This is a genomic window from Streptomyces sp. WAC03905 (genome assembly GCF_057371075.1).
In genome coordinates this window covers 6,683,459-6,708,532 of record NZ_JBXYDZ010000003.1, presented here as the reverse complement: position 1 = coordinate 6,708,532, position 25,074 = coordinate 6,683,459, and the positions used below count along the sequence as shown (strand labels likewise).

Sequence of the window (25,074 nt, the reverse complement as noted above, 5' to 3'; positions counted from 1 at the left end):
CGTATGCTCCCCCGCACCACCCCACGGCCCGGCGACACCGCGGGCCGCCGCCCGGCCGGGCCCGCCGCCCGGGCGCCCCGCTCCCGGGGCCGCCGCGCGCTGCTCGCCGCAGCCGTGGCCGGCGTACTGCTGCTCACGCTGCCCGTCACCGACTCCGTCGCCCGCACGCTGGCCGAGGAACGGCTGGCGGACCGGATCGGCGAGCGGCAGGCCAACCTCGCGGGACGCCCCGACGTGGACATCGAGGGGCTGCCGTTCCTCCTCCAGGCCGCCCGCGCGAACTACCCCCGGGTACGGGTGCGGGCCGACGCGACGACCGACCGGGGCAGACCGGTCAAGGCCGACATCACCCTCGACAACGTCACGCGCGAGGGCGACGGCTTCACGGCGGACTCGGCCTCGGCCCGCTTCACCGCCCCGTACTCCTCGCTGGGCGACGGCCCGGACGGCGACACCCGGATCTCCGACGCCGGGGACGGCCGGCTCCTGATCCGCCGCAGCGTGCTGGGCGCACCCGTCGTGCTCACGGCGGGCGTCGAACTCCACGACGGAGTCGTCTCGCTGCGCCCGACGGCGGCCTCGGTGGCCGGCCGGGCCATGGACCCGTCGAGTCCGCTCATCGCGCAGGCGCTCGCCCGGCAGACCCGGACCCTGCCCGAGCTGCCCCTCGGCCTGCGACCCGCGGGCGTCTCGGTGGGCGCGGACGGCGTCACCGTGACCGCGCGGGCCGAGGGCGTCCGCCAGGTCTGAGGAGTCGCAGGTCATCCCCGCGGCTGGTCGCCCGCCGCCAGCAGGTTCAGCACGGTGGCCGCCATCGCCGCGCGCGCCTCCCGCGGGCTCTTCCCGCCGGAGCGCCAGTGGTGCCAGGCCCCCCACGTGGTGACGGCGTCCAGGCCGTCCAGGAGTTCGGCCGCCCGGTTCTCGTCCAGGCGGCCGAGCTCCTCCGCGAAGACCTCCCCGACCTTGCGCCGGGCGTCCGCGAACGCCTCGTCCGTGACCTGCTGGATGCGCGGCGACGGGTGGTCGATCCGCATCAGCGTCAGCCGCGCCGGGGTGATCCACTCCAGGATCCGCGCGCGCTGTTCGGTCAGCGCCTCCACCCGCGCCCGGCGGGGGCCACTCACCGGCAACGGCCTGATCTGCTCGGCCAGTTGCTCCAGACGCCGGGTGATGGCGAGGTCCACCAGCTCCGACATGTCGGCGAAGTGGTGGAAGACCAGCCGACGCGAGACGCCCGCGCGTTCGGCGACCCGGTCGGCCGGGAACTCCACGACGCCCTCGTCCAGCAGGTCGAGCAGCGCGTCCACGATCCTGTCCCGGGTACGGCGTCCGCGCTCGGTCCGCCCGTCCACCCGTACCGGCGCCGGGCCGGGCACCCGGTCGTCCGCCTCCGCCACCGCTGCTCCCTCCGCCGTACGCCTCGCCGGTATTTTCGCACCCCGCAGGGGGGCTGCGGGGGATCGGGAGGCGGGCGCCCGCCTCTGCGCCCCTCAGGCGCAGCCGGCCACGGCCGCGTCCGCCTCCCGGGCGGAGGCGGCGAAGCGGTGGCGCATCCGGTGCAGACCCCGCCGGGTGTGGCTCTTCACCGTGCCGAGCGGCATTCCGGTGCGCTCGGCGATCTGGGTCTGGGTGAGGTCGCCGTAGAAGGCCATGGCGAGCACTTCCCGCTGCGGGCCCGGCAGTTTGGCCAGCTCTCCGGTGATCAGCAGCCGGTCCAGGACGGCCTCGGGGCCGACCGCGGGCTCGTCCGGCGGGGGGAGCTCGGCGCCGGCCGCGGTGACCAGGGCGAGCCGCCGGGTGCGCTCCGCGAGCGCGTCGGCGATCTTCCGCCGGGTGATGCCGACGAGCCAGCCGGGGAAGGCGCCGCGCTCGGGGCGGTAGCCCGCCCGGCCCCGCCAGGCGGCGAGGAAAACCTGCTGGCTGACGTCCTCGGCCTCCCGGGGATCGCCGAGGGTACGGGCGGCCAGGGCCTGGACGAGGCCGCCCCAGCGACGGTAGGCGGCGGTCAGGCACTGCTCGTCCCCGCGGACGAAGCCCTCGGCGACCTCGTGGTCGAGGAGCCCGTCCCCGGTCGGGGGGGACGGCTGGACGGTGGCGCTCCGGGCGGTCATACGGCTGCTCCTCGGGCCGGGACCGGACCGGCTGGGGGCCGGTCGGCGGGCGGGTGCGCCCCTTGGCTGGCCTGGTGGGGCCGGGGCTGGCGCCTCCAGATTCGCGCCGGTGCACGCTTTCGCACCACTCGCATCGGTTGTGCGTCGCATCATGGAGTCATGAACGAGTCCGCACACGGCCTGACCACGGGGGCGGTGGCCCGCCGCCTGGGGGTCGCCCCGACGACCCTGCGTTCCTGGGACCGGCGCTACGGCATCGGACCGGCCGCCCGCGAGGACGGCCGGCACCGGCGGTGGACGCCCGAGGACGTCGCCGTCCTGCACGAGATGTGCCGGCTGACCTCGTCGGGGATCCCGCCCGCCGAAGCCGCGCGGGCCGCTCTCACCGGCCCGTCGCCCGCACGGCCCGCGCCGCCCGGGCCGCCCCCGCCGCCCGTCGACCCGGTACCGCTCCCCCGGCCGGTCCGGCGGCCCGGTTCGGGCAACGGCCTGCCGCTGGGGGCGGTGCGCCAGGAGTGCCGCGGGCTGGGGCGGGCCGCCGTACGCCTCGACGCCTGGGCCGTGGACGACATGCTGGCCTCCGTGATCGACCAGTACGGCCTGGTCACCGCCTGGGAGGAGGTGATGGCGCCGACCCTGCACGCCGTGGGCCGCAAGTGGGAGACCTCGGGCGACCGGTACGTCGAGGTCGAGCACCTGCTGTCCTGGCACGTGTCGAGCGCGCTGCGCCGCGCCGCCCAGCCTCCGCCCTCCGGGGCGAGGGCGGGCGTGCCCCCGGTGCTGCTCGCCTGCGTGCCCGGCGAGCAGCACACCCTCGCCCTGGAGGCGCTGGCCGCGGGGCTGGCCGAACTGGGCCTGCCCACCCTCATGTTCGGGCCGGCCGTGCCGCCCGAGGCACTCGACCAGGCGGTGCGCCGGACGGGGCCCGCCGCGGTCGTGCTGTGGTCCCAGGCCCGGTCGACGGCGAACCCTCCGCTGGCCCGGCACGTCGCCGACACCGTGTGGGGCGTGCGGGGTGCCCGCGCCCGGCCGGCCGTCCTGCCGACGGGCCCGGGCTGGGCGGGTCAGCCCCTCGCCCCGGGCACGCTGCGTCCCCGCGGGCTGCGGGACGCCCTGGCCCTGCTGAGCGGGCTGTGCGACACGGCAGCCGCGGGGGCGGGGGCCCGGGCCGGCGAGGGGGCGGTGCGGTCCGCTCCCCCGGATCAGCCCTGACCGCGGGCCCTGCGGAAGCGGGCCAGCCCGTCCGGGAGAGCGATCAGCGGCTCGGGATAGCCGTCGTACCGGGCCCGTTCGGCGCCGTCCAGCTTCCACGGCTCGTGGACCCGGGGGCCGCGCAGCCCGGCGAGTTCGGGCACCCAGCGGCGGACGTACTCCCCCTCCGGGTCGTACCGCTTGCCCTGGATCACCGGGTTGAGGACCCGGTTGGGGCGGCTGTCGGTGCCGGTACCGGCCATCCACTGCCAGTTCAGCTGGTTGTTGGCGACGTCCCCGTCGACCAGCAGGTCGAGGAAGTGGCGTGCTCCGGCGCGCCAGTCGATGTAGAGCGTCTTGGTCAGGAACGAGGCGGTGAGCAGTCGGCCGCGGCCGGGCATCCAGCCCTCGTGGGCGAGTTGGCGCATGGCCGCGTCCACGACGGGATAGCCGGTCCGGCCGTCCTGCCAGGCCCGCAGGTCGGCCTCGGCCTGTTTGCCGCGCCGCCAGCGGTCGGACCGGGTGCGGTAGTCGGCGTCGGAGACGGCGGGGCGGGCGGCGAGGAGCTGGTGGTGGAAGTCGCGCCAGCACAGCTGCCGTACGAAGGCCTCGGCGCCCGCTCCGCCCCGGTCGCGGGCGCGGTGCACGGCCTCGGCGGCCGACAGCGCGCCGAAGTGGAAGTACGGGGAGAGGCGGGAGGTGAGGTCCGCGGCGAGGTCGTCGTGACCCTCCTCGTACGCGTCGGCGTGCCGGTCGAGCCAGTGCGCGAGCCGCTGGCGGCCCTCCTCCTCGCCGCCGACCGCCAGTCCCGCCGAAAGGGTGCCCGCGCCCGGACGGGCGGGGAGGTCGTCGGAGCGGATGCCGGACGGCACCCGGACCACGCGCGGGGCGGCGAGCGGCGGGCGCAGCCGCTCCGCCGACCAGCGTCTGAAATACGGGGTGAACACGGCGAAGTGGTCGGAGCCGTTCGGCGTGACGGCGCCGGCCGGCAGGGCGGTGACGACCGCGTCGTGGACGTACAGGCGGCGGCCGTCGGCCTCCAGGGCCCGGCGCAGCAGCTGCTCGCGCCGCAGGGCGAACGCACTGCACCCGGCGGCCATGTGCACCTCGTCGGCGTCGGCCTCACGGACGACGGCGCACACCTCGGCGACGGGGTCGCCCGAGCGGACGACGAGCCGGCCGCCCCGCCGGCGCAGCCCCTGGTCGAGGTCGGCGAGGCAGTCCGCGAGGAAGGCGAGGCGGTTCGGCGCCGCGAATCCGGCCCGGTCCACCGCCGGGTCCCGGACGAAGAGCGGGACGGTCTCGGTGCGCGGGCCCAGGGCGGCCCGGAGCGGCGGATGGTCGTGGACCCGCAGGTCCGAGGTGAACAGGACGACGGACACGCTCATGGCTTCGCTCCCGGGGTGCCGGCGCCGGCCGCCGCTTCCGCGGTGCGGGCGATGTTGCGGGCCATGCCACCGAAGACCAGGGCGTGGAAGGGCGAGACGCTCCACCAGTAGGCGTGGCCGGCCAGGCCGCGGGGGTGGAAGAGGGCACGCTGCCGGTACCGCGTACGGCCCTGGTCGTCGCGCTCGGCGTACATCTCCAGCCAGGCGAGGCCGGGGAGGCGCATCTCGGCGCGGAGTCTGAGCAGCCGCCCCCGTTCGATCTCCTCGACGCGCCAGAAGTCCAGGGAGTCGCCGATCCGCAGGAGGGTGGCGTCGCGCCGGCCTCGGCGCAGTCCGACTCCGCCGATGAGACGGTCGAGCCAGCCGCGGACGGCCCAGGCGAGCGGGAAGGAGTACCAGCCGTTCTCGCCGCCGATGCCCTCGACGACCCGCCACAGCGCCTGCGGCGGGGCGTCGACGGTGCGCTCGCGGACGTCGGTGTAGAGGCTGCCGCCGGCCCAGTCGGGGTCGGTGGGCAGCGGGTCGCTGGGGATTCCGGGTACCGAGGCGGAGGACCAGCGGGTGTCGACCTGCGCGTCGCGGACCTTCTGCAGGGCGAGGGAGAGCGCGCTGTCGAAGGTGATCGGGGTGCCGGGCGGGTCGGGCACCCAGTCCTCGATGTCGTGCTCGTCGCAGACGACCTCGTACTTCAGGGACTCCGCGAGGGGGCGGGCGATGGACCGGGGTACGGGGGTGACCAGTCCGACCCAGTGGCTGGACAGGCGCGGGGTGAGGACCGGGACGGGCACGATCAGCCGCCGGGGCAGTCCGTCGACCTCGGCGTAGCGCCGCATCATGTCGAGGTAGGTGAGGACTTCGGGGCCGCCGATGTCGAAGGCGCGGTTGACCTCGGCGGGCATCGTGGCGCTGCCGACGAGGTAGCGCAGCACGTCGCGGACGGCGATGGGCTGGATGCGGGTGCGCACCCAGCTGGGGGTGACCATCACGGGCAGCCGCTCGGTGAGGTAGCGGAGCATCTCGAAGGAGGCCGAGCCGGAGCCGATGATGACGGCGGCGCGGAGCACGGTGGTGGGCACCCCGGAGTCGAGGAGGATGCGGCCGACCTCGGCGCGGGACCGCAGGTGGGGTGAGAGGTCGCGGTCGGGGACGCCGCGCGGGACGAGTCCGCCCAGGTAGACGATGCGGCGCACGCCGGCGGCACGGGCCTGGTCTGCGAAGGTGCGCGCGGCCCGGCGGTCGGTCTCCTCGAAGTCGCGCCCGCTGCCCAGGGCGTGCACGAGGTAGTAGGCGACGTCGACGCCCCGCAGGGCCCCGGCGAGGGACGCGGCGTCGGTGACGTCGCCGCGGGCGATCTCCGCCTGTCCCGCCCAGGGGTGGTCGCGCAGCTTCTCGGGGGTGCGGGCGAGGCACCGGACGCGGTGTCCCGCCTTGAGCAGCTCGGGGACGAGCCGGCCGCCGATGTATCCGGTGGCGCCGGTGACCAGGCACAGCTCGCCGGAGGGCGGGGGGCCGGGGGGCTGGGCCGGGTGCCCTTGGGTGTCGGTCATGGAGGTGCTCCGTTCCGCCGTCGACCGGGGGTGGTTCCCTGATGTCTTCCTCGATCGCGGGCGCGACGGATGCACGGGGTACGCCGGATGGGCGTGTGCTCTTCAGCGGACGGGGCTGCGGAAGCGGTTGCGGTACTCGGTGGGGGTCGTGTCGAGGGTGCGGCGGAAGGCCCGGATGAGGGTGTCGGTGGTGTTGAAGCCGCAGGTGGTCGCGATGCGGTCGAGGGTGGCGTCGGTGGATTCGAGCTGGTTGCGCGCCACCTCGACGCGGGCCGACTCGATGTAGGCGGCCGGGGTGGTGCCCAGTTCCGTCTTGAAGATGCGGGTGAGCTGCCGTTCGCTGACGTGGGCGTGTGCGGCGAGGTCGGCGACGGAGAGCCGGCCGGTGATGTTCCGGGTGACGTAGTGGCGCAGGTCCTCCGTGCGCCGGGTGGTGGACAGGGGTGCCAGGGGGACGCTGAACTGGCTCTGGCCGCTGGGCCGCTTCAGGTACATCACGAGCTGCCGGGCGACCCGCAGGGCGACGGCCTCGCCGAAGTCGTCGGCGACGAGGGCGAGCGAGAGGTCGAGGCAGGCGCTGATGCCCGCGCCGGTCCAGACGTCGCGGTCGCGGATGAAGATCGGGTCGGCGTCGACCTCGACCTCGGGGTGGTCGTCGGCGAGCTGCTGCGCCGTGGACCAGTGGGTGGTGGCGCGCCGGCCGTCGAGGAGCCCGGCCCCGGCGAGGATGTGGGCGCCGACGCAGACGGACGCGACCCGCCTGGTCCGGCCGGCGAGCGCCTTCACCCGGTCGACGACGGCGGGGTCGGCGACGGCGCGGGGCCGGCCGGTGTCGTCGATCTCGACCGATCCGGGGACGACCAGGGTGTCGACGCTCCTGCCGGACAGCTCCAGTTCCGTGAAGGTCGTGTCGGGCAGGATCCGGACCCCGGCGGAGGTGGTGACGGGGTCCGCGGTCTCGGCGGCGAGGACGACGTCGTAGCCGGCGGCGTCGCCCACTTCGCGGCGCAGGAGGGCGAAGACCTCGGGCGGGCCGGTGACGTCGAGCAGGTCCACGCCGTCGAAGAGGACGACCACCACGTACCGTGCGCCGTTGCTGTCCACCGGGTCTCCGTTCGGCGGCCGGCGGGGCCCGGAGGTGCCCCCGCCCGCATGTCTGTTTCTGCAAGTTGGATGACATTGCAGACATTACCGGGTGCTCATAGCGTTCTGTGCACGGCCTCCGCACGAGGGACGGCCGTAACCGCCCGACACACCGTACGACGCCCGAGGGGGCACCTCCATGACCACGTCCACGTCCACGACCGCGCTCGCGCCCGTCACCACGACCACCCTGCGCGAGCTCAACGGCCTCGACCAGAAGCCGGCCTCGCTGGCCGGGTCGACGCTGGTCCTGGTCGACTACCAGAACACCTACACCCGCGGCGTGCTGGAGCTGACGGGCTGGGAGGCCGCCCTCGACGCCGCGGCCGACCTGCTGGCCCGTGCCCGCGCCGCCGGCACGAGGATCGTCCACGTGCAGCACGACGGCGGCGCGGGGACCCCGTACGACGTCCGTGAGGACATCGGCCGGATCCACCCCCGGGTGGCTCCCCGCGACGGCGAGAGCGTCGTCGTCAAGACGGCCGCCCCCAACGCGTTCGTCGGCACCGACCTCGGCGAACTCCTGGACGCCGCGGGCAATGAGGACGTCGTCGTCGCCGGGTTCATGACCCACATGTGCGTGACCTTCACGGCCGAGGGCGCCTTCCTGCGCGGCAACCGGCCGACCGTGGTCGCCGACGCCTGCGCGACCCGGCCGCTGCGGTCGGCGGTCGCCCAGGTGCCGGCCGAACAGGTCCACCACGGCGCCCTCGCGACCATCGCCGACCTGTACGGGGTGGTCGTGCCGACCGCCGCGGACCTCGGCTGAGCCCCGCGGGGGGGGCGTCTGCCGTCCTGGCGCGGGTCCGTGCGACCCTTCTCGCCGTGTCCCTCATCAGACGTCCGCACCCCCTCGACTGGCTGGCCGCCGGCCTGCTCGCACTCGGCGTGCTCTGCGTCGTCACCGGTCTGCTGCCCCGCGGGCCCGCCGGGGACGTCATGGAGCGCATCGGACCGCTGGTGGTCTTCCTGGCCACCGTCATCGTCCTCGCCGAGCTGACCGGCAGGGCGGAGGTCTTCGACGTGGTCGCCACCTGGGTGGCACGGGTGGGCCGCGGCAACTACGGGCTGCTCTTCTGTCTCTGCGTCGCCTTCGCCTCCGTCACGACCATCACCCTCAACCTGGACACCACGGCGGTCCTGCTGACCCCGGTGATGCTGGCGCTGGCCGCCCGGGTGGGCATCGCGCCCGTACCGCTGGCGATGACCACGGTGTGGCTGGCCAACACGGCGAGCCTGCTGCTCCCCGTGTCGAACCTGACGAACCTGCTCGCCGCGGACCGGGTGGCGCTGGCCCCGGCGGAGATGGCCGCCACCATGTGGGCGCCGCAGCTGGCCGCGGTGGCGGTGACGATGGCCTGTCTGTGGGGCTTCTACTGGCGACCGGGACGGCGCGGCGCGGTCAGCTACGTGCCCCCGGCTCCGCCGCGCCCCAAGGACCGGGTGCTGTTCCGGGTGTCCGCGTTGGCGTGCGGCGGCTTCCTGGTGGCGCTGCTGCTCGCCGACGTACCGCTGTGGTCGGCGTCTATGGCGGCGGCACTGGTCGTGGTGGCGGCCTACGCGGTCCGCGACCGCGGTGCGCTGCGGCTGTCCCTGGTCCCGTGGCGGCTGCTCGTGCTGGTCCCGGGGATGTTCCTGGTCGTGGAGACCGTCAACGCGCACGGCCTGCACGACGTCCTGGCCGCGGCGATGGGCTCGGACAACGACCTGGTCGGCATGCTGCGGTCGGCGTCGGTCGGCGCCGGCGTCTCCAACGTGCTGAACAACCTGCCGGCGTACCTGGCGGGCGAGGCGGCCGTGCCGGCCGCCGGCCGGCACCAGCTGCTGGCGCTGCTCGTCGGGGTGAACGTCGGCCCGGTCGTCACGCCCTGGGCCTCGCTGGCGACCCTGCTGTGGTTCGAGCGGTGCCGCTGGCACGGCACGCGCATCGAGATGCGCCGCTTCCTCGGTACGGGCCTGGTCCTCGCGGTGGCCGGCACCCTGGCCGCGACGCTGGCACTGGCCGCCACCACCTGAGCCGCAACGGCTCAGGCGACGGCGCCCGCCTCCCGCAGCAGGTACGCCGGGGTCTCGCCGCGCCCCGCGCGCACGCCGGTCCGCGGCCCCGGCGTCAGACCGCCGCCGCTGCTTCCCTCCGGTACGCCGGGAAGCTCGAAGGCCTCGGCCAGCAGCTCGTAGGAGCGCCGGCGGTCGGCCGGGTCGGCCGTCAGGGTGTTGACGATCAGCTCGTCCACGCCGTGGGCCGCGGCGAGCGCCGTCAGGACGGCGTGCACCTGCTCGGGCGCTCCGGAGACGAGCGCCGTGCGGTGCGCCTCGGCCCGCTCGAGCTCCGCACCCGTCCAGCGGTGCCGGCGCGTGGTCGCGTACGAGGGCAGCGGGGCGTCCTGGCCGAGGTCCTTGCGGGCCCGCCAGAGCAGCAGGCTCTGGGCCAGCTCCTCGGCGCGGCCGGCACTGTCGGCGGTGACCACGCGTACGGCGAGGGCGCCGCCGGCGGGCCGGCCGGTCGTCCTGCGGAACTGCGACCGGTAGTCGGCGAAGGCCTCCGGGCCGCCGGCCGGGGAGAAGAAGTGCCCGAACGCGAAGTCGGTGCCCAGCAGTCCCGCCAGCCGTGCCGACTCGCGTCCCGCGCCCAGCAGCCACATCTGCGGCGGGACCGGCGGGTGCGGTACGACGCCGCCCGCACCGAGCAGCGTCCGCAGTTCCGCGAGCCGCTGAGGGAAGTCCCGCGCGGGGCCGCCGGCCCGGCCGATGCCGAGGTCGACGCGGCCCGGGTGGAGGGAGGCGAGGACACCGAAGACCTCGGCGACCTTGGCCGGCTCGTAGCGGGGCAGCAGCACGCCGCCGGTGCCGATCCGCATGCGTGAGGTGTGGGCGAGGAGGGCTCCGGCGAGGATCTCCGGGGCGCTGCTCGCGAAGCCCGGGGAGCCGTGGTGCTCGGCGGCCCAGTAGCGGGTGTACCCGAGGTCTTCGGCGGCCCGGGCGAGGTCCACGGAGGCGCGCAGCGCCTGGTCCGGGGTGTGGTCCTCGCCGACGGGGGTCTGGTCCAGTACGGACAGTCGCGGCTTCGTCATGACGGACCGCCTTTCAGTGCTGGTGGGCGGGGAGGCCGGTGGCGCCCGCGACGGTGGCCGGGACGATCCTGAAGTCCCGTTCGAACACCAGGTTGTGCAGGTCGGCGGCGGCGATGGCGCGCATCGTGGGCAGTTCGGCGGCGGCCTGCGCCTCGTCGAAGACGTTCAGCGGCCATTCGGAGACCGTGGCGCCGCGCAGGTGGGGGTGGTGGAAGCCCGCACCGTAGTGGGCGTACAGGGTCACCGGCGGGATGTCGGCGGCCGACTGCTCGTCCCACCACAGGGTCCAGGCGTGGAAGAGGCTGCCGTCGTCGGCGCGTTGCACGCCGCTGGCGTCGATCACGCCCCGTCCGAGGAGGAGTTCGTCGTTGAGTTCGGTGAGGGCCCGGCGGGCGTACGGGTCGAGCAGCCGGGCGGCGGTGCGGAAGTGTTCCTCCTTGTCGGGGCGGGTGACCGCGCCGCCGTGGCGGCCGTCGCGGAGGTCGGCGAAGTGCCGGAGCAGGGCGTCGAGGTTGGGTGCGTCGGGGCTCATGTCGGCTCCATGTCAGGTGGGAAAGGGGGACGGGCGGCAGGACGCGTCTCAGGCGTCGGGGGTGTTCGGTGAGGTGAGCAGGCGCAGGGCCACGCCCAGCCAGCCGCGCAGGGACGCCGTCCCGGGTCCGCCGCCCGCGGACCGGTCGGGCTGGAGGAGGGCGCCGTGGCCGGTCTGCGCGAACTCCCGCAGGGTGACCTCCACTCCGGCCGCGTGCAGCAGCCGCGCGTAGCGGTGCACGTCGTCGCCGACGGGGTCGAGATCGCCGGTGGCGAGGACGGCTCGGGCGACACCGCTCAGGTCGGCCGCCTCGAAGGGGGTGCTGTAGAGCCTGGTGCCGTCGGCGGCGGTGGCCGGACCGCCCGGGTCGCGGTACTCCTGCCAGGCCGCCGTCAGGTAGGAGGCGGTCGGGAACAGGTCGGGGAACCGGTGGTACGAGTCCGCCGTGCAGCCGGGGTCCAGCGGCGGGTAGGCGAGCAGCTGGGCGGCGAGCGGGAGTCCCCGGTCCCGGCAGGCGAGCGCGGCGCAGGCGGCCAGGGTGGCTCCCGCGCTGTCCCCGCCGACCGCGACGGGTGATCCCGCCCCGGCCTGTTCCCGGGCCCAGGTGAGGCCCGCGAGTACGTCCTCGACCATGGCCGGGTGGCGTACGTCGGGAACCAGCCGGTAGTCGACGCTGGCTACGGCGAAGCCCGAGGCCCGGGCGAGATCGACGGTGGCGCCGTGCCAGTCCTGGGCGGATCCGGCGCGCCAGCTTCCGCCGTGGGCCCAGACCAGCCAGCCCTGCGGTACGCCTGCCGCCGGCCGGTACACCCGGGCGGGGAGGGGGCGGCCGGACGGGGAGGGGATGCTCGCGTGCTCCCAGCTGACCTGGGCACGGCTCCTTCCGGCGGTCGAGTGGGTGGGTGATGCCATCGGGGTTCCTTCCCTCCGTGCCTGGGGCCAACGTTCGCCGCCGCGGCAGGTCTGTCACAAGGCGGAGTTGCCTTAGTTGCCGGGCTGCTTGGTGCGGAGGAAGAGGACGGTGGTGAGGATCCCGAGGACGACGACGGCCGTGTTGACGATCACCGCGGTGGTGATGCCCGCGTGGATGTCGGAGTTCGCCGCGGCCACCGCCGACATGATCGGCGTACCCATCGTGATACCGATCTGCTGCGTCATCGTCGCCAGCCCCGTCGCCATGCCCTGCTCATGATCCGGCAGACCCGTCGTCGCCGTCACCATGAACCCCACGATCACCAGCATGTTCCCGACACCACCCGCGAACGTCGCCACCAGCAGCAGCCACATGCTCGCCGACGTCTCACCCAACGCCACCAGACTCAACGTCGCCACCGCCTGCAGCACACCACCAACGATCAACGTCGACCGCGTCCCCACCGCACCGATCACCCGAGGAGCCACCGAACCACCGATCACCGTGCCGACACCCAGCACCCCGAACGACAGACCGGCCGTCAACGGCGAGAAGTCCAGCACCTCCTGCAGATACAGCGTCATCAAGAACACCAGACTGGTCTCCGTCAGGAACGCGATCAGACCCGCGATGTTCCCCCACGCCACCGTCTTCCTCTTCAGAACGCTCACGGGAACCAGCGGCGCGGCCGACTTCGACTCGATCGCGTAGAAGACGACCAGCAGCACCACACCCGCAGCCAGCCAGCCCAGCGCCGAGCCCGAACCCCAGCCGTGCTCACCCGCCTGCGTCAACCCGTAGATCAAAGCCAGCAGACCCAGAGTGACCGCAGCCGCACCCGGCAGGTCCAGCCTCGGACGGTCCACAGGACGGGACTCCTTGATCACCGCCGGAGCAATGAACAGAACCGCCAGCGCGACAGGGACATTGATGAAGAACGCCCACCGCCACGACAACAGGTCCGTCAGAACACCACCCAGGATCGCGCCCGTCGTGAACCCCGCCGACATCAACGCCCCGTTCAGACCCAACGCCTTCTCCCGCAACGGACCCTCGGGAAACGACGTCGTCAGCAGCGACAGACCCGCCGGCGTCACCGCCGCCGTCGCCAGGCCCTGGAACACACGCGCCGCGATCAGCATCTCCGGCGACGTCGCCAGACCACCCACCAACGACGACAGACCCAGCACCGCCAGACCCACCAGGAACAACCGACGCCGACCGAACAGATCCGCCACCCGACCGAACAACAGCGTGAACCCCGCCGCACACAACGCGAACGACGTCGCGATCCACTGCAGGTTCGACAACGAGAAACCAAGACCGTCACCGATCACCGGCAACGCCACGTTCAGAATCGAAAAATCCACCGCCAGCATGAACTGCGCCACCAGCAGCACCACAAGCACCAACCTCAGGCGCCCGTCCAGCCTGACGGGCCCGGCGGCCGTATCGACCCGCGCACCTTCGACAACCGACATCGCGGAAACATCCCTTCGATCACGCAACGGTGTGTTGCGTCATCGACTCTGGACCGGTCGGAAGGGGTTACCCAGCCCCCTGGCTGTGCTGGCGCCGCGCAAGCTAGCACTCCCAGGGCCACCTTTGCGGGCACCGTTCGCCGCCCTCCCCCGGCACACTGGACCGCATGGACACACCGACCGCCCTGGGCGAGTTCCTCCGTACCCGGCGCGCCCAGCTCCAGCCCGAGGACGTCGGGCTCCCGTCCCACGGCACCCGGCGGCGCGTGCCCGGGCTGCGGCGCGAGGAGCTCGCCCTGCTGGCCGGCGTGAGCATCACGTACTACACGCACCTGGAGCAGGGGCAGAGCACCAACGCCTCCGACAGCGTCCTCGACGCCCTGGCCCGGGCGCTGCGCCTCACCCCGGACGAGCACGCCCACCTGCACAACCTGGCCCGTCCGCCGCGCGCCAAGCGGGCCCCGTCGCCCCGCCCCGAGTACGCCCGCGACACCACCCGGCGGCTGATCGGCGCGATGCCGCAGGTGCCCGCCGTGGTCCTGGACGGACGCAACAACGTGCTCGCCTGGAACCGGCTGGGGCACGCCCTGCTCGCCGGGCACCTGGACTTCGCGAGCCCCGACGATCCCGCCGTCCGCCCGAACCTCACGCGGATGCTGTTCCTCGATCCGCACACCCGGGAGCTGTACACGGACTGGAAGAGCGAGGCCCGGGTCGCCCTGGCGGCGCTGCGCCTGGTCGCGGGACGCAATCCCGAGGACCGTGCGCTGGCCGAGCTCATCGGCTCGCTCATGCTGCAGAGCCCGGACTTCGCCTCGCTGTGGTCCAAGCACCCGGTGCGGGACTGCACCGTCGGCACGAAGACGCTGCACCACCCGGTGGTGGGCCCGCTGACCCTCGACTTCGAGAACCTGCACCTCACCGACGGCACCAATCACCGGATGCTGCTCTACAGCGCCCCCGGGTCCTCCCCCTCCGACGCGGCACTGCGCATGCTGGCGAGCCTGACCGCCGGACCGGCGGGGGCGGGCCGGGGCACGCCGGAGCCCGCGCCGGCGGAGGCCGACGCGGGCGGGGAGAAGTAGGGCGGCGGGTCAGTCGCGGGCGGCCGCGGCGACCGGGGTCCGGTCGTCGGGCCGCTCGGCGGGGGCCGGCGGGACGGACGGCGTACGGGGCTTGGCGCGGCCGAAGCGGCGCATGGCGGGCATCTCGACGAAGCGGAAGAGGAGCCAGCCGCCGAGCAGGGAGGCGGCGAAGAAGCCGGCGATGACCAGCAGGGCGACGGGGACGCTGTAGGTGTGCTCGCCGAGCAGCGAGCGCAGGTAGAAGATCGTGACGCCCTGGACGAGGTAGAAGCCGAAGGAGACCTCGCCGAGCCAGATCATGGGGCGGCTGCGCAGGAAGGTGGTGCGGCCTTCGACGTCGGCGTGGGCGGTGGCGCCGATGAGCGCGCCGACCGGGATGATCGTGGCGACGACGAACCCGTACTGGAAGGGGGCGACGAGCGCGGCGGCGTATCCGAGGACGGTCAGGGCGAGGGAGACGCCGAAGCCGATGCGGCGCGGCCACAGGCCGGCGAGGACGATGCGGGCGAGCAGGATGCCGAGGACGAACTCGAAGAGGCGGCCGGCGGGCAGCAGGTAGCCGAACCAGAACTGCATGCCGGAGATGGGGGTGATGGTGGACTTCGGGGTGTCGGGGACGAAGTGGGTGGCGATCAGCTGGACGGCGACCATCCCGGCGATCATGGCGGCGCTCCAGCCCCAGAGCGCGGTCCGGCCGCGCAGCTTGCGGATCGGGACGATGAGCGCGGGGAAGAGCATGTAGAAGAGCAGTTCGCTGCCGAGGGACCAGCTGGGCGGGTTGACGCTGAGGTTGACGGTGGGTTGCGGCCACCAGGTGTGGATGAGCAGCAGGTTCGGGAGCCAGTCGGCGATCCCGGTGACGGCCGAGCCGGCGAAGAGGAGCATCGCGGCGGCGAAGACGACGACGTGGTTGGGGAAGATCTTCAGCAGTCGGCGGCGCAGGAACGCGGTGACGGGCTCTCCGGGTTTGGCGGCCCACGCGAGGACGAAGCCCGAGAGGACGAAGAAGAACGAGACGCCGAGGTAGCCGGCCTTGCCGAAGGCGGTGGAGAACCAGTCCGCGGTGCCGGCGTCGGCGAAGGGGTTGATGGGGGCGTTGGGCGGGATCGGGGAGTCGGTCAGGGAGGAGTGGAAGAAGAAGACGGAGAGGGCGGCGAAGAACCGCAGGCCGGTCAGGGAGGGCAGCTTCGCCCGCTTCGCGGCGTCGGAGGACGTCGTGGAGGCCACAGGGAATCGCTCTTTCGGAAGAGGTGCGGAAGAGGTTTCGTGAGGTACGGCCGCCCGGGGGCCGTGGTCCGCCGTGCGGCGGCGGGGCACGGTCCCGGGCGGCGCGCGCGGGGGCGTCGCGGGAGGCGGGACTGCCCGTCGGGGGCGTGGGCGGGGCGTCGGCCGGGCGTGGAGCCGGCGCGGACTCCGGCCTACTGTTCGATCTGGTTGCGGTGGAGCATGAGCTTGGCGTCCTTGGCCACGTAGTAGTTCTGCACGGAGTAGGCGATGGTGGCGAAGTCCAGGCGGCCGTCGCCGTTGAAGTCGGCGGTGGCGATGCGGGCGACGGACTCGTCGGAGACCCGCCACTTCGCCCAGATGCCGTTGGCGGCGTCGATGGCCTTGTAGTACATGACGCCCTGCCACGGCCACGGGCCGCGGAGCGCCACGAGGAACTCGTCGTCGCCGTCGCCGTCGAAGTCGGCGCAGACGATCTGGTGGCCGGGCCCCTCGCCGTTCTCGTTGGGGTCGCCGTACACGTCGAGCAGGACGCGGTTCCAGCCGTCGCCGTCCCCGGCCTTGGTGTACACGGCGACGGTGTTGCCGTGGAAGGGCTCGATGGCGGCGACGTAGGCCATCGGGTCGTCGCCGAGGCGGCCGGCGTTGAGGTCGCCGCTGCCGCGGAAGCCGGTCTGCTCGAACTGGGTGAGCTCGCCGGTGCCGATCAGCTCGCGGATCCACTCCTGGCGGTCCTCGTCGTAGTGGAGCCAGGTGACGCCCTCGTCGGAGGCGAGCAGCAGGGACTCCAGGTCGGAGCCGGGCACCAGGCCGCTCTTCTTCTCGGCTCCGTGGATCATCCGGAAGTGGCTGTCGTCGATGACGGTCATCTCCCATTCCTCGGCCGTGTGCACGTCGTCGGGCTGGGTGAACAGCACGACGGGCAGGACGGCGTGGACGTCCTCCTTGGCGACGATCGGGAGGCCGATGATCTGGAGCCGGTCGGTGCGGGTGAAGTGCCCGGCGCGCAGGCGGTGCATTCCGGTGGCGCGTCCGACGTAGTGGCGCTTCCAGCGGGACTCGTCCTTGTCGGGGGTGCCCGGGTTCTCCAGCCAGTCGATCTTGCCGCCTTCGGTGTTGGCGTCGTGGATCGTGCCGATCGGTCCGTACAGGTCGTAGCAGACGATGACGTCCGGGTGGCCGTTGCCGGTGACGTCGGCGTAGTCGGCGCCCACCGGCATCGTGATGCGGTCGGCTATGAGGCGGCGGGTCCAGTCGCCGTCATTGGCGTACCAGTAGATCTCGCCGAGGCGGAGGCCGTAGCCGAACAGGTCGGGCCTGCCGTCGCCGTCGATGTCGGGGGCCTCCAGCCAGTAGCCGTCGCGGAGCTGGTCGGCGACGACCTCGGCGGTGAACTTCGGTGCGCGCAGCGTGGTTTCGGGGGTGTTGCCGGTGGTGGTCACGACTGGTTCTCCAGGGGGTTCGGGGTGGTCACGGGGAGGAGGGTGCGCAGCGCGCGGGGTACGGGGTGGTACTCGATGGCGAGCCAGATGCAGTCGGTGTCGGCGCGGTACTGGTGCCAGGGGTAGTGGTAGGTGCACTGCGGGCCGGTGGCGCAGAACGGGTCGGGGGTGGTGTAGCCGGGGCTCATCAGGACGTCCTGGTAGAGCGAGGCGTGGTCGCGGTCGCGGAAGCGCTGCATCCGGCCGAGGCCGTGGACCTGGGTGTGGACCTCGATGAAGTCGTGGCTGTTGTGGACGGCGCAGTCGGTGCCGGCGGGCGAGAACCAGAGGTTGGCGCGGACGTTGAACTCGCGGAGGTCCGTGGCGGTCTCGCGCTCGCCGAGGACGTGCGCCGGGTCGAAGAGGACGGTGTTGATGTCGTCCTGGGGGCTGCGGTGGAGGGCGGTCTCGCGGGGGAACTCGCCGGGGCCGAGGAGGTCGGCGAGGTGGGACCAGCCGGGCTCGGCGGTGATGCCGCCGATGTCGGTCCCGTCGGGGGCGGTGCGCAGGAGGAGCAGCGCGTCGGCCTTCTCGATGCGGGTGTCGGCGAGGACGGTGGAGGAGAGCGGGGGGATGGCCTTGCGGGGTTCCTCCGCGATGGTCACGGGGGTGACGCCGGGGTTGACGACGATCGTGCGGCCTTCGACGGTGTAGTCCACGGCGTCGCGCACGAGGTCGGCCCTCAGGTACGGGGTGCTGAAGTTCAGCGGGCGTTCGACGGCGGACGGGGTGGCGCTCATGCGTGCTCCTCTCGATCGGGTGCCGGCCGGCCGGGGCACGGGTACCGGCTCGGGTACGGGCTCGGTGCGGCTCAGGCGCGGGCTCGGGCTCGGGCGCTGGCTCGGGCTCGGGCGCTGGCCCAGTACGGGCTCAGGTACGGGCTCGGTGCGGGCTCATGTGCGGGCTCGGTGCGGGCTCAGGTGCGGGCTCAGGTGCGGGCGAAGTCGGCCGTACGGGCCAGCTCGACGCTGAGCTCGTCGACGGCGTCGTCGGGGACGAACGGCTCGGGGGCGGGGCCCATGCCGAAGAAGTGGGCGAGAGCGGCGACGGTGCGCTCGGTCGCCCGGCCGTCGCCGTACGGGTTGGCGGCGTTGGCCATCCGGTCGTAGGCGGCCCGGTCGCGCAGCAGCTCCAGGGTGTGGGCGACGATGCCCTCGGTGGCCGTGCCGACGAGGCAGGCGGTGCCGGCGACGATGGCCTCGGAGCGTTCGGTGACGTCGCCGAGGACGAGGGTGGGCTTGCCGAGGGCGGGCCCCTCCTCCTGGCTGCCGCTGCTGTCCGAGACGATGACGTCGGCGCGGCCCATGAGCTTGCAGAAGCTCAGGTAGGGCAGCGGGTCGGTGACGGTGATGGCGGGGTGCTCACCGATGTGGGGCAGGAGTGCCTCGCGGACGACCGGGTTGCGGTGGAGCGGGACGACCACGCGCGTGCCGGGCTCGTCTGCGATGCGGGCGAGGGCCCGGCCGATCTGCGGCAGGTGCGGCCAGGCCTCACGGCGGTGCGCGGAGGCCAGGACGACCCGCCGCGGGTCGGTGTCGAGGTCGGCGAGGGCGGGATCGCCGTAGCCGTCGGCACGGCCGCTGGCCCAGCGCAGGGCGTCGATGACGGTGTTGCCGGTGACGGTCACGCTGTCGGCGGCGATGCCCTCGCGCAGCAGGTTCGCCAGGTTGCCGGGGGTGGGGGCCAGGTGGAGGGCGGCGACCTGGGCGACGAGCCGTCTGTTGCCCTCCTCGGGGAAGGGCGAGCCGAGGCGGCCGCTGCGCAGACCGGCCTCGACGTGGACGACGGGGATCCGCAGGTGGAATCCGGCGAGGGCGCCGGTCAGGGTGGTCGCGGTGTCCCCGTGCACGAGCACCGCGTCGGCGGGCGAGGCGGCGAAGTAGTCCTCCAGGCCGCGCAGCGAGCGGTAGGTGACCTGGGAGAGGGTCTGCTTGGGCGCCATCACCTTCAGGTCGACGTCGGCGGTCAGGCCGAAGGCGTCGAGGGTCTCGTCGAGCATCTGGCGGTGCTGCCCGGTGGAGATCACGACGGGCTCGAAACGGGGGTCGTCCCGGAGGGCGCGGATGACCGGCGCGAACTTGATGGCTTCCGGCCGGGTGCCGAGGACTAGGGCGACGGAACGCATGGCTTCCTCTTCTTTCTGGCGCATTCGGGGCGCGTCGGGAGATCGGGCCGTGGCGTGGCGGGAGAAGTGGCACGGCATGGCGGTGCCGCGGGTGCGTGTCGGAGGGTGTGTCCGAGGGGGGTGGCCAGGGGATCGGATCGCTCTGCGAGGGGCCTTTTCGGCTGCCCTCTTCCGGCCTGCACTCAGCTTTCCCGGCGCGGCCCGGACAGTCAACGAACCCCTGCGGCCACTCGAACAGGTGCGCGGAAACGGCGGAAGCCCCGCACTCCGGGGGAGGAGTGCGGGGCTTCTGACGGGAGGGGAGGGGACGAGAGGGATCAGCCTCGGGCCGGCTTGATCGACATGGAGTGGCGGAAGAAGTCGGACGGGTCGTAGCGCCTCTTGACCTGCTGCAGACGCGGGTAGTTGTCCTTGTAGTAGAGGGTCTGCCAGGGCACGCCGGACCGGTTGCGGCGCGGGTCGGTGATGTCGCGGTCGGGATAGTTGATGTAGCAGCCGTCGGTGCTGTCGTCGATGAGGGGCACGCCGCCGGTCGCCGAGAAGAAGTCCTCGTAGAGGTCGCGCAGCCAGCCCAGGTAGAAGTCGTCCTCGCTCTCCTCCTGCCAGAAGGTCTGGAAGCACATCTTGAAGATCGACGACCGCTGCGCGTTCGCCGTCGCGTCGGGTGCGACGGCGTTGACCTGACCTCCGAAGGAGAACAGCACCAGCATCGTGTCGGGATTCCGGAAGTCCGGCCGGCTCATGTACCGGTAGAGCGCGGAGATCTGATGGTCGGTGAAGTTCTTGCGCATGTAGGCGGACTTGTGCGCCCCGCGTGAGGTGGGGTTGGTGATGGTCGGGTTGTTCGTGCCGACGAGCCGGGTCGCCTGGAGCCAGGGCAGCGTTCTGGGCTCCGCGAACTGCGGCATGGCCGGGAGCTCGCCGGTGGCCCGGCTCAGGGCCCGGGGGGTGATCCCCGTACCGGCGGTGATGGCCGCCACGTAGTCGTCGAGCAGTTTCCGGGCGCCGGGCACGGTCGCGTCGACCTGGGTGAACATGCCGACGCTGCCATGGGCCTTGGAGCTGACGTTGAACAGGCTGGACAGATTGCGGTAGGGGCTGTCGGGGGCGCTGTGGGCGGCGTGCCACGCGCCGAAGTTCTTCAGCAGCCGGGTGAACCTGGCTTCGGTGAGCTGTTCCCAGGGGAAGTCGAGGGCGCTCACCAGGACCTTCGACGGCGGCGAGATCAGCTGCTCGGAGGGTTCGGAGCCCTTCGCGCCCGGGGAGCGGAACCAGTAGCGGGTCACCAGGCCGAAGTTGCCGCCGCCCCCGCCGGTGTGCGCCCACCACAGGTCACGGTGCGGGTCGTTCTTCTCCCGGGTGGCGACGACGGTACGGACCCCTCCCCTGCCGTCGGTGACGACCACCTCCACGGCGTACAGGTGGTCGACGACCAGGCCGTGGGCGCGGGAGAGGAGCCCGTAGCCGCCGCCGACGATGTGGCCGCCGGCTCCGACGCTGTAGCAGATGCCGCCGGGTATGGTCACGCCCCAGCCCTTGTAGAGGGCCTCGTACACGTTGATCAGGCGGGCACCCGCCTCGACGACGAAGGCGCGCCGTGCGGGGTCGTAGCCGACGTGGGTCATTTCCGAGAAGTCGATGATGACCTCGGTCTCGGGGTGTGCGGCGAAGTCGGCGAAGCAGTGGCCGCCGCTGCGCACGGAGACCCGCTTGCCGGCTCGGACGGCGTCTCTCAGGGCCCGTTCGGCGTCCGCGGTCGAGCGGACCATCTTGACGTAGTCGGGGCGGGCGACGAAGCGCTGGTTGTTTCCGGTGGTGAGCATCTCGTAGCGCGGGTCGCCCGGCCGTACGACGGCCCCGGTGCCGGCGGCCGCGCCGGACGCCGCGGAGGTTGCGGGGCCGGTGGCCGCGGCCGCGGGGCCGGCGAGGGCGCCGGCGACCGCCGCGCCTCCGACGACGGCAGCGCTGCGGGTGAGCATGGTCCGGCGATCGACACCGTTCATGGGGCTACCTCGACTTCTGTTCGACGATGGGGTGGGTCGGTGGGGAGCGGGGTCGTGCGTGGGTGCGGCGTACGGTTGCGGCGGTCGAGCCGCCCGGAGAGCGCCGCGGTGCCCAGGCCGGCGGCGGCGAGTGCGGCGCCGATCCAGGTCGGGGCGGTCCATCCCAGGCCGTGGGCGACGGCGAGACCGCCCAGCCATGCGCCGAGGGCGTTGCCCAGGTTGAAGGCGGCGATGTTCGCGGCGGAGGCGAGCGCCGGGGCCCCGGCAGCCTGCTGCATCACGCGGGCCTGGAGCGGCGGCACGGTGGCGAAGCCGATCGCCCCGAAGGCGGCCAGCGTCACCGCGGCGGGAAGGGCGGCCCGGGAGGTGAAGGTGAAGACGACCAGAACCAGGCACAGGCCGCCCAGGATGAGGTACAGGCTCGGCATGAGGGCCCGGTCGGCGGCACGGCCGCCGAGCACGTTGCCCACGCACAGGCCGGCGCCGAAGAGGACGAGGAGCCAGGCGACCGCACCGTCGGAGAACCCGGCCAGCTCCGTCATCATCGGGGCGAGGTAGGTGAAGGAGGCGAAGACGCCTCCGAAGCCGAGGACGGTCGTGGTCAGGGCCAGCCATACCTGCGGTCTGCGGAAGACGGCGAGCTCGCCGCGCAGGGCCCCGCGCTCCGGCGCGGGCTGTGCCGGGACCATGGTGATCAGGGCGACCAGTCCGGCGATCCCGATACCCGTGACCGCCCAGAAGGTCGAACGCCAGCCGAACTCCTGACCCAGGAAGGTCCCCAGGGGCACACCGAGCACGTTGGCGAGGGTGAGACCGGTGAACATCAGCGCGATGGCGCTGGCCCGCCGGTCAGGAGCGACGAGGTCGGCGGCGACGACGGAACCGATCCCGAAGAACGCGCCGTGCGTGAGGGCCGCGATCAGCCGCCCGCCCATGAGGGCGGTGTAGTCCCCGGCGAGCGCGCACAGCAGGTTGCCGGCGACGAAGATCGCCATGAGCACGACCAGCATGGTCTTGCGGGGCAGCCGCGCACCGGCTGCCGTCATCAGCGGCGCGCCGACGACCACGCCCAGGGCGTAGCCGGTGACCAGCATGCCGGCGGAGGGGATGGACACGGACAGGTCGTCGGCGACCTCGGGGAGCAGACCGACGATGACGAACTCGGTGGTCCCGATCCCGAAGGCACCGACGGCGAGGGCGAGGAGCGAAGCACGCATCGGCCGGTCAGATCTGCCGCAGGGCGCCGCCGTCGACGCTCCATTCGGCGCCGGTGACCTGGCCCGCCAGGGGCGAGAGCAGGTACGCGATGACGCCGGCGACGTCCTCGGGGGTGCCGATGCGGCCGCTGGGCAGTCGGCGCACCTCGCGGATGAAGTGGTCGACGGCCTCGTCGGCGGGCAGGCCGAACCGCTGACCGAGCTGGTCGGCGAAGCCGCCGGGCGCGTCGAAGAGCGCGGTCCGGGTGGGCCCCGGGGAGACCACGTTCGAGCGGACCGCCCGCGCACCGAACTCCGCGGCGAGGGATTTGGAGAGGGACAGCAGCGCCGTCTTGGCGCCGGCGTAGTCGACGATGCCGGGGTCCGGGTAGCGGGCGGCCTCGCTCGCGACGTGGACGACGGAACCGGCACCCGAGTCGAGGAGCGCGGGCAGGGCCGCGCGGGTCATGCGGACGGCGGAGTGGAAGTTGACTTCGAAGGTGGCCTTCCACTGCTCGTCGGTCACGTCGAGGAAGCCGGTACGGGACACCAGCGCGCCGACGTTGTTGACGAGGCCGTCGAGCCGGCCGTGGCGCTCGACCACGGCGTCGGCGACCTGCCGGGCCGCGGCGGCGTCGGTGAGGTCGGCGGTGAGGGTGCTGACCCGGTCGCCGAGACCCTCGGTGTTCCACGGCTTGCGGGCGACACCCACGACGGTGGCCCCTTCGGCGGCGAGCAGTCGGACGGTCGCCTCGCCGATGCCGGACGAGGCGCCGGTGACGAGGTACACGCGGTCTTCGATGTGGAGGTCCATCACGTTCCTTGAGAGAGGAGACCTTGGGGGTGTCGTGTCGATCGGGCCGGACCGGGGAGCGGGGGCCGGTGTCGCGCGTCGCAGGGCGGAGGAGGGGCGGCGCGGAGCGTCGCCGATGAGGTGCCCGGCGCGGTCGACGGGAGCGGTCGGACGACCGCTCCCGTCGCACTTTCCAGGGGGAGGGGGATCCTTACGGCCGGGCGATCCTCACGGCTGGGGGATCCTCACGGCTGGGGGATCCTCACGGCCGGGGGCAGCCGGTGGTTCAGGCGGCCGGCGCCGCGTCCTTCGCCGCCTTGGTGCGGAGGAAGAGGACGGTGGTGAGGATCCCGAGGACGACGACGGCCGTGTTGACGATCACCGCGGTGGTGATGCCCGCGTGGATGTCGGAGTTCGCCGCGGCCACCGCCGACATGATCGGCGTACCCATCGTGATACCGATCTGCTGCGTCATCGTCGCCAGCCCCGTCGCCATGCCCTGCTCATGATCCGGCAGACCCGTCGTCGCCGTCACCATGAACCCCACGATCACCAGCATGTTCCCGACACCACCCGCGAACGTCGCCACCAGCAGCAGCCACATGCTCGCCGACGTCTCACCCAACGCCACCAGACTCAACGTCGCCACCGCCTGCAGCACACCACCAACGATCAACGTCGACCGCGTCCCCACCGCACCGATCACCCGAGGAGCCACCGAACCACCGATCACCGTGCCGACACCCAGCACCCCGAACGACAGACCGGCCGTCAACGGCGAGAAGTCCAGCACCTCCTGCAGATACAGCGTCATCAAGAACACCAGACTGGTCTCCGTCAGGAACGCGATCAGACCCGCGATGTTCCCCCACGCCACCGTCTTCCTCTTCAGAACGCTCACGGGAACCAGCGGCGCGGCCGACTTCGACTCGATCGCGTAGAAGACGACCAGCAGCACCACACCCGCAGCCAGCCAGCCCAGCGCCGAGCCCGAACCCCAGCCGTGCTCACCCGCCTGCGTCAACCCGTAGATCAAAGCCAGCAGACCCAGAGTGACCGCAGCCGCACCCGGCAGGTCCAGCCTCGGACGGTCCACAGGACGGGACTCCTTGATCACCGCCGGAGCAATGAACAGAACCGCCAGCGCGACAGGGACATTGATGAAGAACGCCCACCGCCACGACAACAGGTCCGTCAGAACACCACCCAGGATCGCGCCCGTCGTGAACCCCGCCGACATCAACGCCCCGTTCAGACCCAACGCCTTCTCCCGCAGCGGACCCTCGGGAAACGACGTCGTCAGCAGCGACAGACCCGCCGGCGTCACCGCCGCCGTCGCCAGGCCCTGGAACACACGCGCCGCGATCAGCATCTCCGGCGACGTCGCCAGACCACCCACCAACGACGACAGACCCAGCACCGCCAGACCCACCAGGAACAACCGACGCCGACCGAACAGGTCCGCCACCCGACCGAACAACAGCGTGAACCCCGCCGCACACAACGCGAACGACGTCGCGATCCACTGCAGGTTCGACAACGAGAAACCAAGACCGTCACCGATCACCGGCAACGCCACGTTCAGAATCGAAAAATCCACCGCCAGCATGAACTGCGCCACCAGCAGCACCACAAGCACCAACCTCAGGCGCCCGTCCAAACGGGTCGGCACCTCCCCCGCACCCGCATCAACCCGCGCACCCTCGACAACCGACATCGCCAGACTTCCTTTCCGACACACACATGAACGGGGCCTTCCAGCGAGGAAGGCCGGTATTAGGGGTTTCTGG

At 72.9% G+C, this 25,074-nt stretch carries 22 protein-coding genes; 5 read left to right on the top strand and 17 right to left on the bottom strand.

The window, feature by feature from the left end; all coding sequences use genetic code 11:
- Positions 1-3: 3 nt before the first annotated feature.
- Positions 4-750, top strand: coding sequence for an LmeA family phospholipid-binding protein (locus AC2RP6_RS32810; RefSeq protein ID WP_486449465.1), 747 nt, complete (start codon positions 4-6; stop codon positions 748-750).
- 11 nt (positions 751-761) lie between these two features.
- Here the strand turns inward: AC2RP6_RS32810 and AC2RP6_RS32805 are convergent, their stop codons facing one another.
- Complete coding sequence (locus tag AC2RP6_RS32805) at positions 762-1,397, bottom strand: TetR/AcrR family transcriptional regulator (protein WP_486449464.1); 636 nt, start codon at positions 1,395-1,397, stop codon at positions 762-764.
- A gap of 93 nt (positions 1,398-1,490) precedes the next feature.
- Entirely contained in the window at positions 1,491-2,111 is a 621-nt protein-coding gene (locus AC2RP6_RS32800) for a sigma-70 family RNA polymerase sigma factor (RefSeq protein WP_486449463.1), read from the bottom strand.
- A 159-nt stretch (positions 2,112-2,270) separates the two neighbouring features.
- On the opposite strand from AC2RP6_RS32800, the gene AC2RP6_RS32795 reads away from it, so the two are divergent.
- Entirely contained in the window at positions 2,271-3,323 is a 1,053-nt protein-coding gene (locus AC2RP6_RS32795; protein WP_486449462.1) for a MerR family transcriptional regulator, read from the top strand.
- On the opposite strand, the gene AC2RP6_RS32790 is transcribed toward AC2RP6_RS32795, so the two are convergent.
- The 3 genes from AC2RP6_RS32790 to AC2RP6_RS32780 form a co-directional block, all read right to left on the bottom strand.
- Entirely contained in the window at positions 3,314-4,690 is a 1,377-nt protein-coding gene (locus AC2RP6_RS32790) for a cryptochrome/photolyase family protein (protein ID WP_486449461.1), read from the bottom strand. The two genes, AC2RP6_RS32795 and AC2RP6_RS32790, sit on opposite strands and share 10 nt — an antisense overlap.
- Positions 4,687-6,237 carry an SDR family oxidoreductase gene (locus AC2RP6_RS32785; protein ID WP_486449460.1) on the bottom strand — a complete coding sequence of 517 codons (1,551 nt, stop codon included), beginning with the start codon at positions 6,235-6,237 and terminating at the stop codon, positions 4,687-4,689. The genes AC2RP6_RS32790 and AC2RP6_RS32785 overlap by 4 nt, the downstream gene beginning before the upstream one ends.
- A gap of 102 nt (positions 6,238-6,339) precedes the next feature.
- Positions 6,340-7,341 carry a GlxA family transcriptional regulator gene (locus AC2RP6_RS32780; RefSeq protein WP_486449459.1) on the bottom strand — a complete coding sequence of 334 codons (1,002 nt, stop codon included), beginning with the start codon at positions 7,339-7,341 and terminating at the stop codon, positions 6,340-6,342.
- 178 nt (positions 7,342-7,519) lie between these two features.
- Between AC2RP6_RS32780 and AC2RP6_RS32775 the strand changes: the two genes are divergently transcribed.
- Together AC2RP6_RS32775 and AC2RP6_RS32770 are read left to right on the top strand one after the other, a co-directional pair.
- Entirely contained in the window at positions 7,520-8,149 is a 630-nt protein-coding gene (locus tag AC2RP6_RS32775) for an isochorismatase family protein (protein WP_486449458.1), read from the top strand.
- A 56-nt stretch (positions 8,150-8,205) separates the two neighbouring features.
- Complete coding sequence (locus AC2RP6_RS32770) at positions 8,206-9,396, top strand: SLC13 family permease (protein ID WP_486449457.1); 1,191 nt, start codon at positions 8,206-8,208, stop codon at positions 9,394-9,396.
- Between the two features lie 11 nt (positions 9,397-9,407).
- Here AC2RP6_RS32770 and AC2RP6_RS32765 read toward each other — a convergent pair whose 3' ends face one another.
- The 4 genes from AC2RP6_RS32765 to AC2RP6_RS32750 form a co-directional block, all read right to left on the bottom strand.
- Entirely contained in the window at positions 9,408-10,451 is a 1,044-nt protein-coding gene (locus tag AC2RP6_RS32765; RefSeq protein ID WP_486449456.1) for an LLM class flavin-dependent oxidoreductase, read from the bottom strand.
- A 13-nt stretch (positions 10,452-10,464) separates the two neighbouring features.
- Entirely contained in the window at positions 10,465-10,983 is a 519-nt protein-coding gene (locus AC2RP6_RS32760; RefSeq protein ID WP_486449455.1) for a hypothetical protein, read from the bottom strand.
- Between the two features lie 48 nt (positions 10,984-11,031).
- A complete protein-coding gene (locus AC2RP6_RS32755; protein WP_486449454.1) occupies positions 11,032-11,895 on the bottom strand; it encodes an alpha/beta hydrolase in 864 nt (287 codons plus the stop codon).
- Between the two features lie 72 nt (positions 11,896-11,967).
- Positions 11,968-13,377: an MFS transporter gene (locus AC2RP6_RS32750; protein WP_486449453.1), complete on the bottom strand. Its 1,410-nt coding sequence runs from the start codon at positions 13,375-13,377 to the stop codon at positions 11,968-11,970.
- A 167-nt stretch (positions 13,378-13,544) separates the two neighbouring features.
- On the opposite strand from AC2RP6_RS32750, the gene AC2RP6_RS32745 reads away from it, so the two are divergent.
- The gene (locus AC2RP6_RS32745) at positions 13,545-14,462 is read left to right on the top strand and encodes a helix-turn-helix domain-containing protein (RefSeq protein ID WP_486449452.1); all 918 of its coding nucleotides are present in this window, start codon (positions 13,545-13,547) and stop codon (positions 14,460-14,462) included.
- Between the two features lie 9 nt (positions 14,463-14,471).
- On the opposite strand, the gene AC2RP6_RS32740 is transcribed toward AC2RP6_RS32745, so the two are convergent.
- The 8 genes from AC2RP6_RS32740 to AC2RP6_RS32705 form a co-directional block, all read right to left on the bottom strand.
- Complete coding sequence (locus AC2RP6_RS32740; protein ID WP_486449451.1) at positions 14,472-15,689, bottom strand: acyltransferase family protein; 1,218 nt, start codon at positions 15,687-15,689, stop codon at positions 14,472-14,474.
- Positions 15,690-15,880: 191 nt separating this feature from the next.
- Positions 15,881-17,128: an FG-GAP repeat domain-containing protein gene (locus tag AC2RP6_RS32735; protein ID WP_486449450.1), complete on the bottom strand. Its 1,248-nt coding sequence runs from the start codon at positions 17,126-17,128 to the stop codon at positions 15,881-15,883.
- Positions 17,125-17,907: a hypothetical protein gene (locus AC2RP6_RS32730; protein ID WP_486449449.1), complete on the bottom strand. Its 783-nt coding sequence runs from the start codon at positions 17,905-17,907 to the stop codon at positions 17,125-17,127. The genes AC2RP6_RS32735 and AC2RP6_RS32730 overlap by 4 nt, the downstream gene beginning before the upstream one ends.
- Positions 17,908-18,095: 188 nt before the next feature.
- Complete coding sequence (gene wecB, locus AC2RP6_RS32725; RefSeq protein WP_486449448.1) at positions 18,096-19,292, bottom strand: non-hydrolyzing UDP-N-acetylglucosamine 2-epimerase; 1,197 nt, start codon at positions 19,290-19,292, stop codon at positions 18,096-18,098.
- Between the two features lie 317 nt (positions 19,293-19,609).
- Positions 19,610-21,295, bottom strand: a complete 1,686-nt coding sequence (locus AC2RP6_RS32720; RefSeq protein WP_486449447.1) for an FAD-binding oxidoreductase — start codon at positions 21,293-21,295, stop codon at positions 19,610-19,612.
- Entirely contained in the window at positions 21,292-22,512 is a 1,221-nt protein-coding gene (locus tag AC2RP6_RS32715; protein WP_486449446.1) for an MFS transporter, read from the bottom strand. Before AC2RP6_RS32715 ends, AC2RP6_RS32720 begins: the two co-directional genes overlap by 4 nt.
- Positions 22,513-22,519: 7 nt before the next feature.
- Positions 22,520-23,305 (bottom strand): SDR family NAD(P)-dependent oxidoreductase, encoded by a 786-nt coding sequence (locus tag AC2RP6_RS32710; protein ID WP_486449445.1) that lies wholly within the window; start codon positions 23,303-23,305, stop codon positions 22,520-22,522.
- 265 nt (positions 23,306-23,570) lie between these two features.
- The gene (locus tag AC2RP6_RS32705; protein WP_486449444.1) at positions 23,571-25,001 is read right to left on the bottom strand and encodes an MFS transporter; all 1,431 of its coding nucleotides are present in this window, start codon (positions 24,999-25,001) and stop codon (positions 23,571-23,573) included.
- Positions 25,002-25,074: the final 73 nt, after the last annotated feature.

Excerpts from the sequence above, each read along its gene's own strand:
- AC2RP6_RS32810 (WP_486449465.1), top strand. The coding sequence starts at position 4 with ATGCTCCCCCGCACCACCCCACGGCCCGGCGACACCGCGGGCCGCCGC.
- AC2RP6_RS32800 (WP_486449463.1), bottom strand. The coding sequence starts at position 2,111 with ATGACCGCCCGGAGCGCCACCGTCCAGCCGTCCCCCCCGACCGGGGAC.
- AC2RP6_RS32795 (WP_486449462.1), top strand. The coding sequence starts at position 2,271 with ATGAACGAGTCCGCACACGGCCTGACCACGGGGGCGGTGGCCCGCCGC.
- AC2RP6_RS32790 (WP_486449461.1), bottom strand. The coding sequence starts at position 4,690 with ATGAGCGTGTCCGTCGTCCTGTTCACCTCGGACCTGCGGGTCCACGAC.
- AC2RP6_RS32785 (WP_486449460.1), bottom strand. The coding sequence starts at position 6,237 with ATGACCGACACCCAAGGGCACCCGGCCCAGCCCCCCGGCCCCCCGCCC.
- AC2RP6_RS32775 (WP_486449458.1), top strand. The coding sequence starts at position 7,520 with ATGACCACGTCCACGTCCACGACCGCGCTCGCGCCCGTCACCACGACC.
- AC2RP6_RS32765 (WP_486449456.1), bottom strand. The coding sequence starts at position 10,451 with ATGACGAAGCCGCGACTGTCCGTACTGGACCAGACCCCCGTCGGCGAG.
- AC2RP6_RS32760 (WP_486449455.1), bottom strand. The coding sequence starts at position 10,983 with ATGAGCCCCGACGCACCCAACCTCGACGCCCTGCTCCGGCACTTCGCC.
- AC2RP6_RS32755 (WP_486449454.1), bottom strand. The coding sequence starts at position 11,895 with ATGGCATCACCCACCCACTCGACCGCCGGAAGGAGCCGTGCCCAGGTC.
- AC2RP6_RS32750 (WP_486449453.1), bottom strand. The coding sequence starts at position 13,377 with ATGTCGGTTGTCGAAGGTGCGCGGGTCGATACGGCCGCCGGGCCCGTC.
- AC2RP6_RS32745 (WP_486449452.1), top strand. The coding sequence starts at position 13,545 with ATGGACACACCGACCGCCCTGGGCGAGTTCCTCCGTACCCGGCGCGCC.
- AC2RP6_RS32730 (WP_486449449.1), bottom strand. The coding sequence starts at position 17,907 with ATGAGCGCCACCCCGTCCGCCGTCGAACGCCCGCTGAACTTCAGCACC.
- wecB (WP_486449448.1), bottom strand. The coding sequence starts at position 19,292 with ATGCGTTCCGTCGCCCTAGTCCTCGGCACCCGGCCGGAAGCCATCAAG.
- AC2RP6_RS32720 (WP_486449447.1), bottom strand. The coding sequence starts at position 21,295 with ATGAACGGTGTCGATCGCCGGACCATGCTCACCCGCAGCGCTGCCGTC.
- AC2RP6_RS32715 (WP_486449446.1), bottom strand. The coding sequence starts at position 22,512 with ATGCGTGCTTCGCTCCTCGCCCTCGCCGTCGGTGCCTTCGGGATCGGG.
- AC2RP6_RS32710 (WP_486449445.1), bottom strand. The coding sequence starts at position 23,305 with ATGGACCTCCACATCGAAGACCGCGTGTACCTCGTCACCGGCGCCTCG.
- AC2RP6_RS32705 (WP_486449444.1), bottom strand. The coding sequence starts at position 25,001 with ATGTCGGTTGTCGAGGGTGCGCGGGTTGATGCGGGTGCGGGGGAGGTG.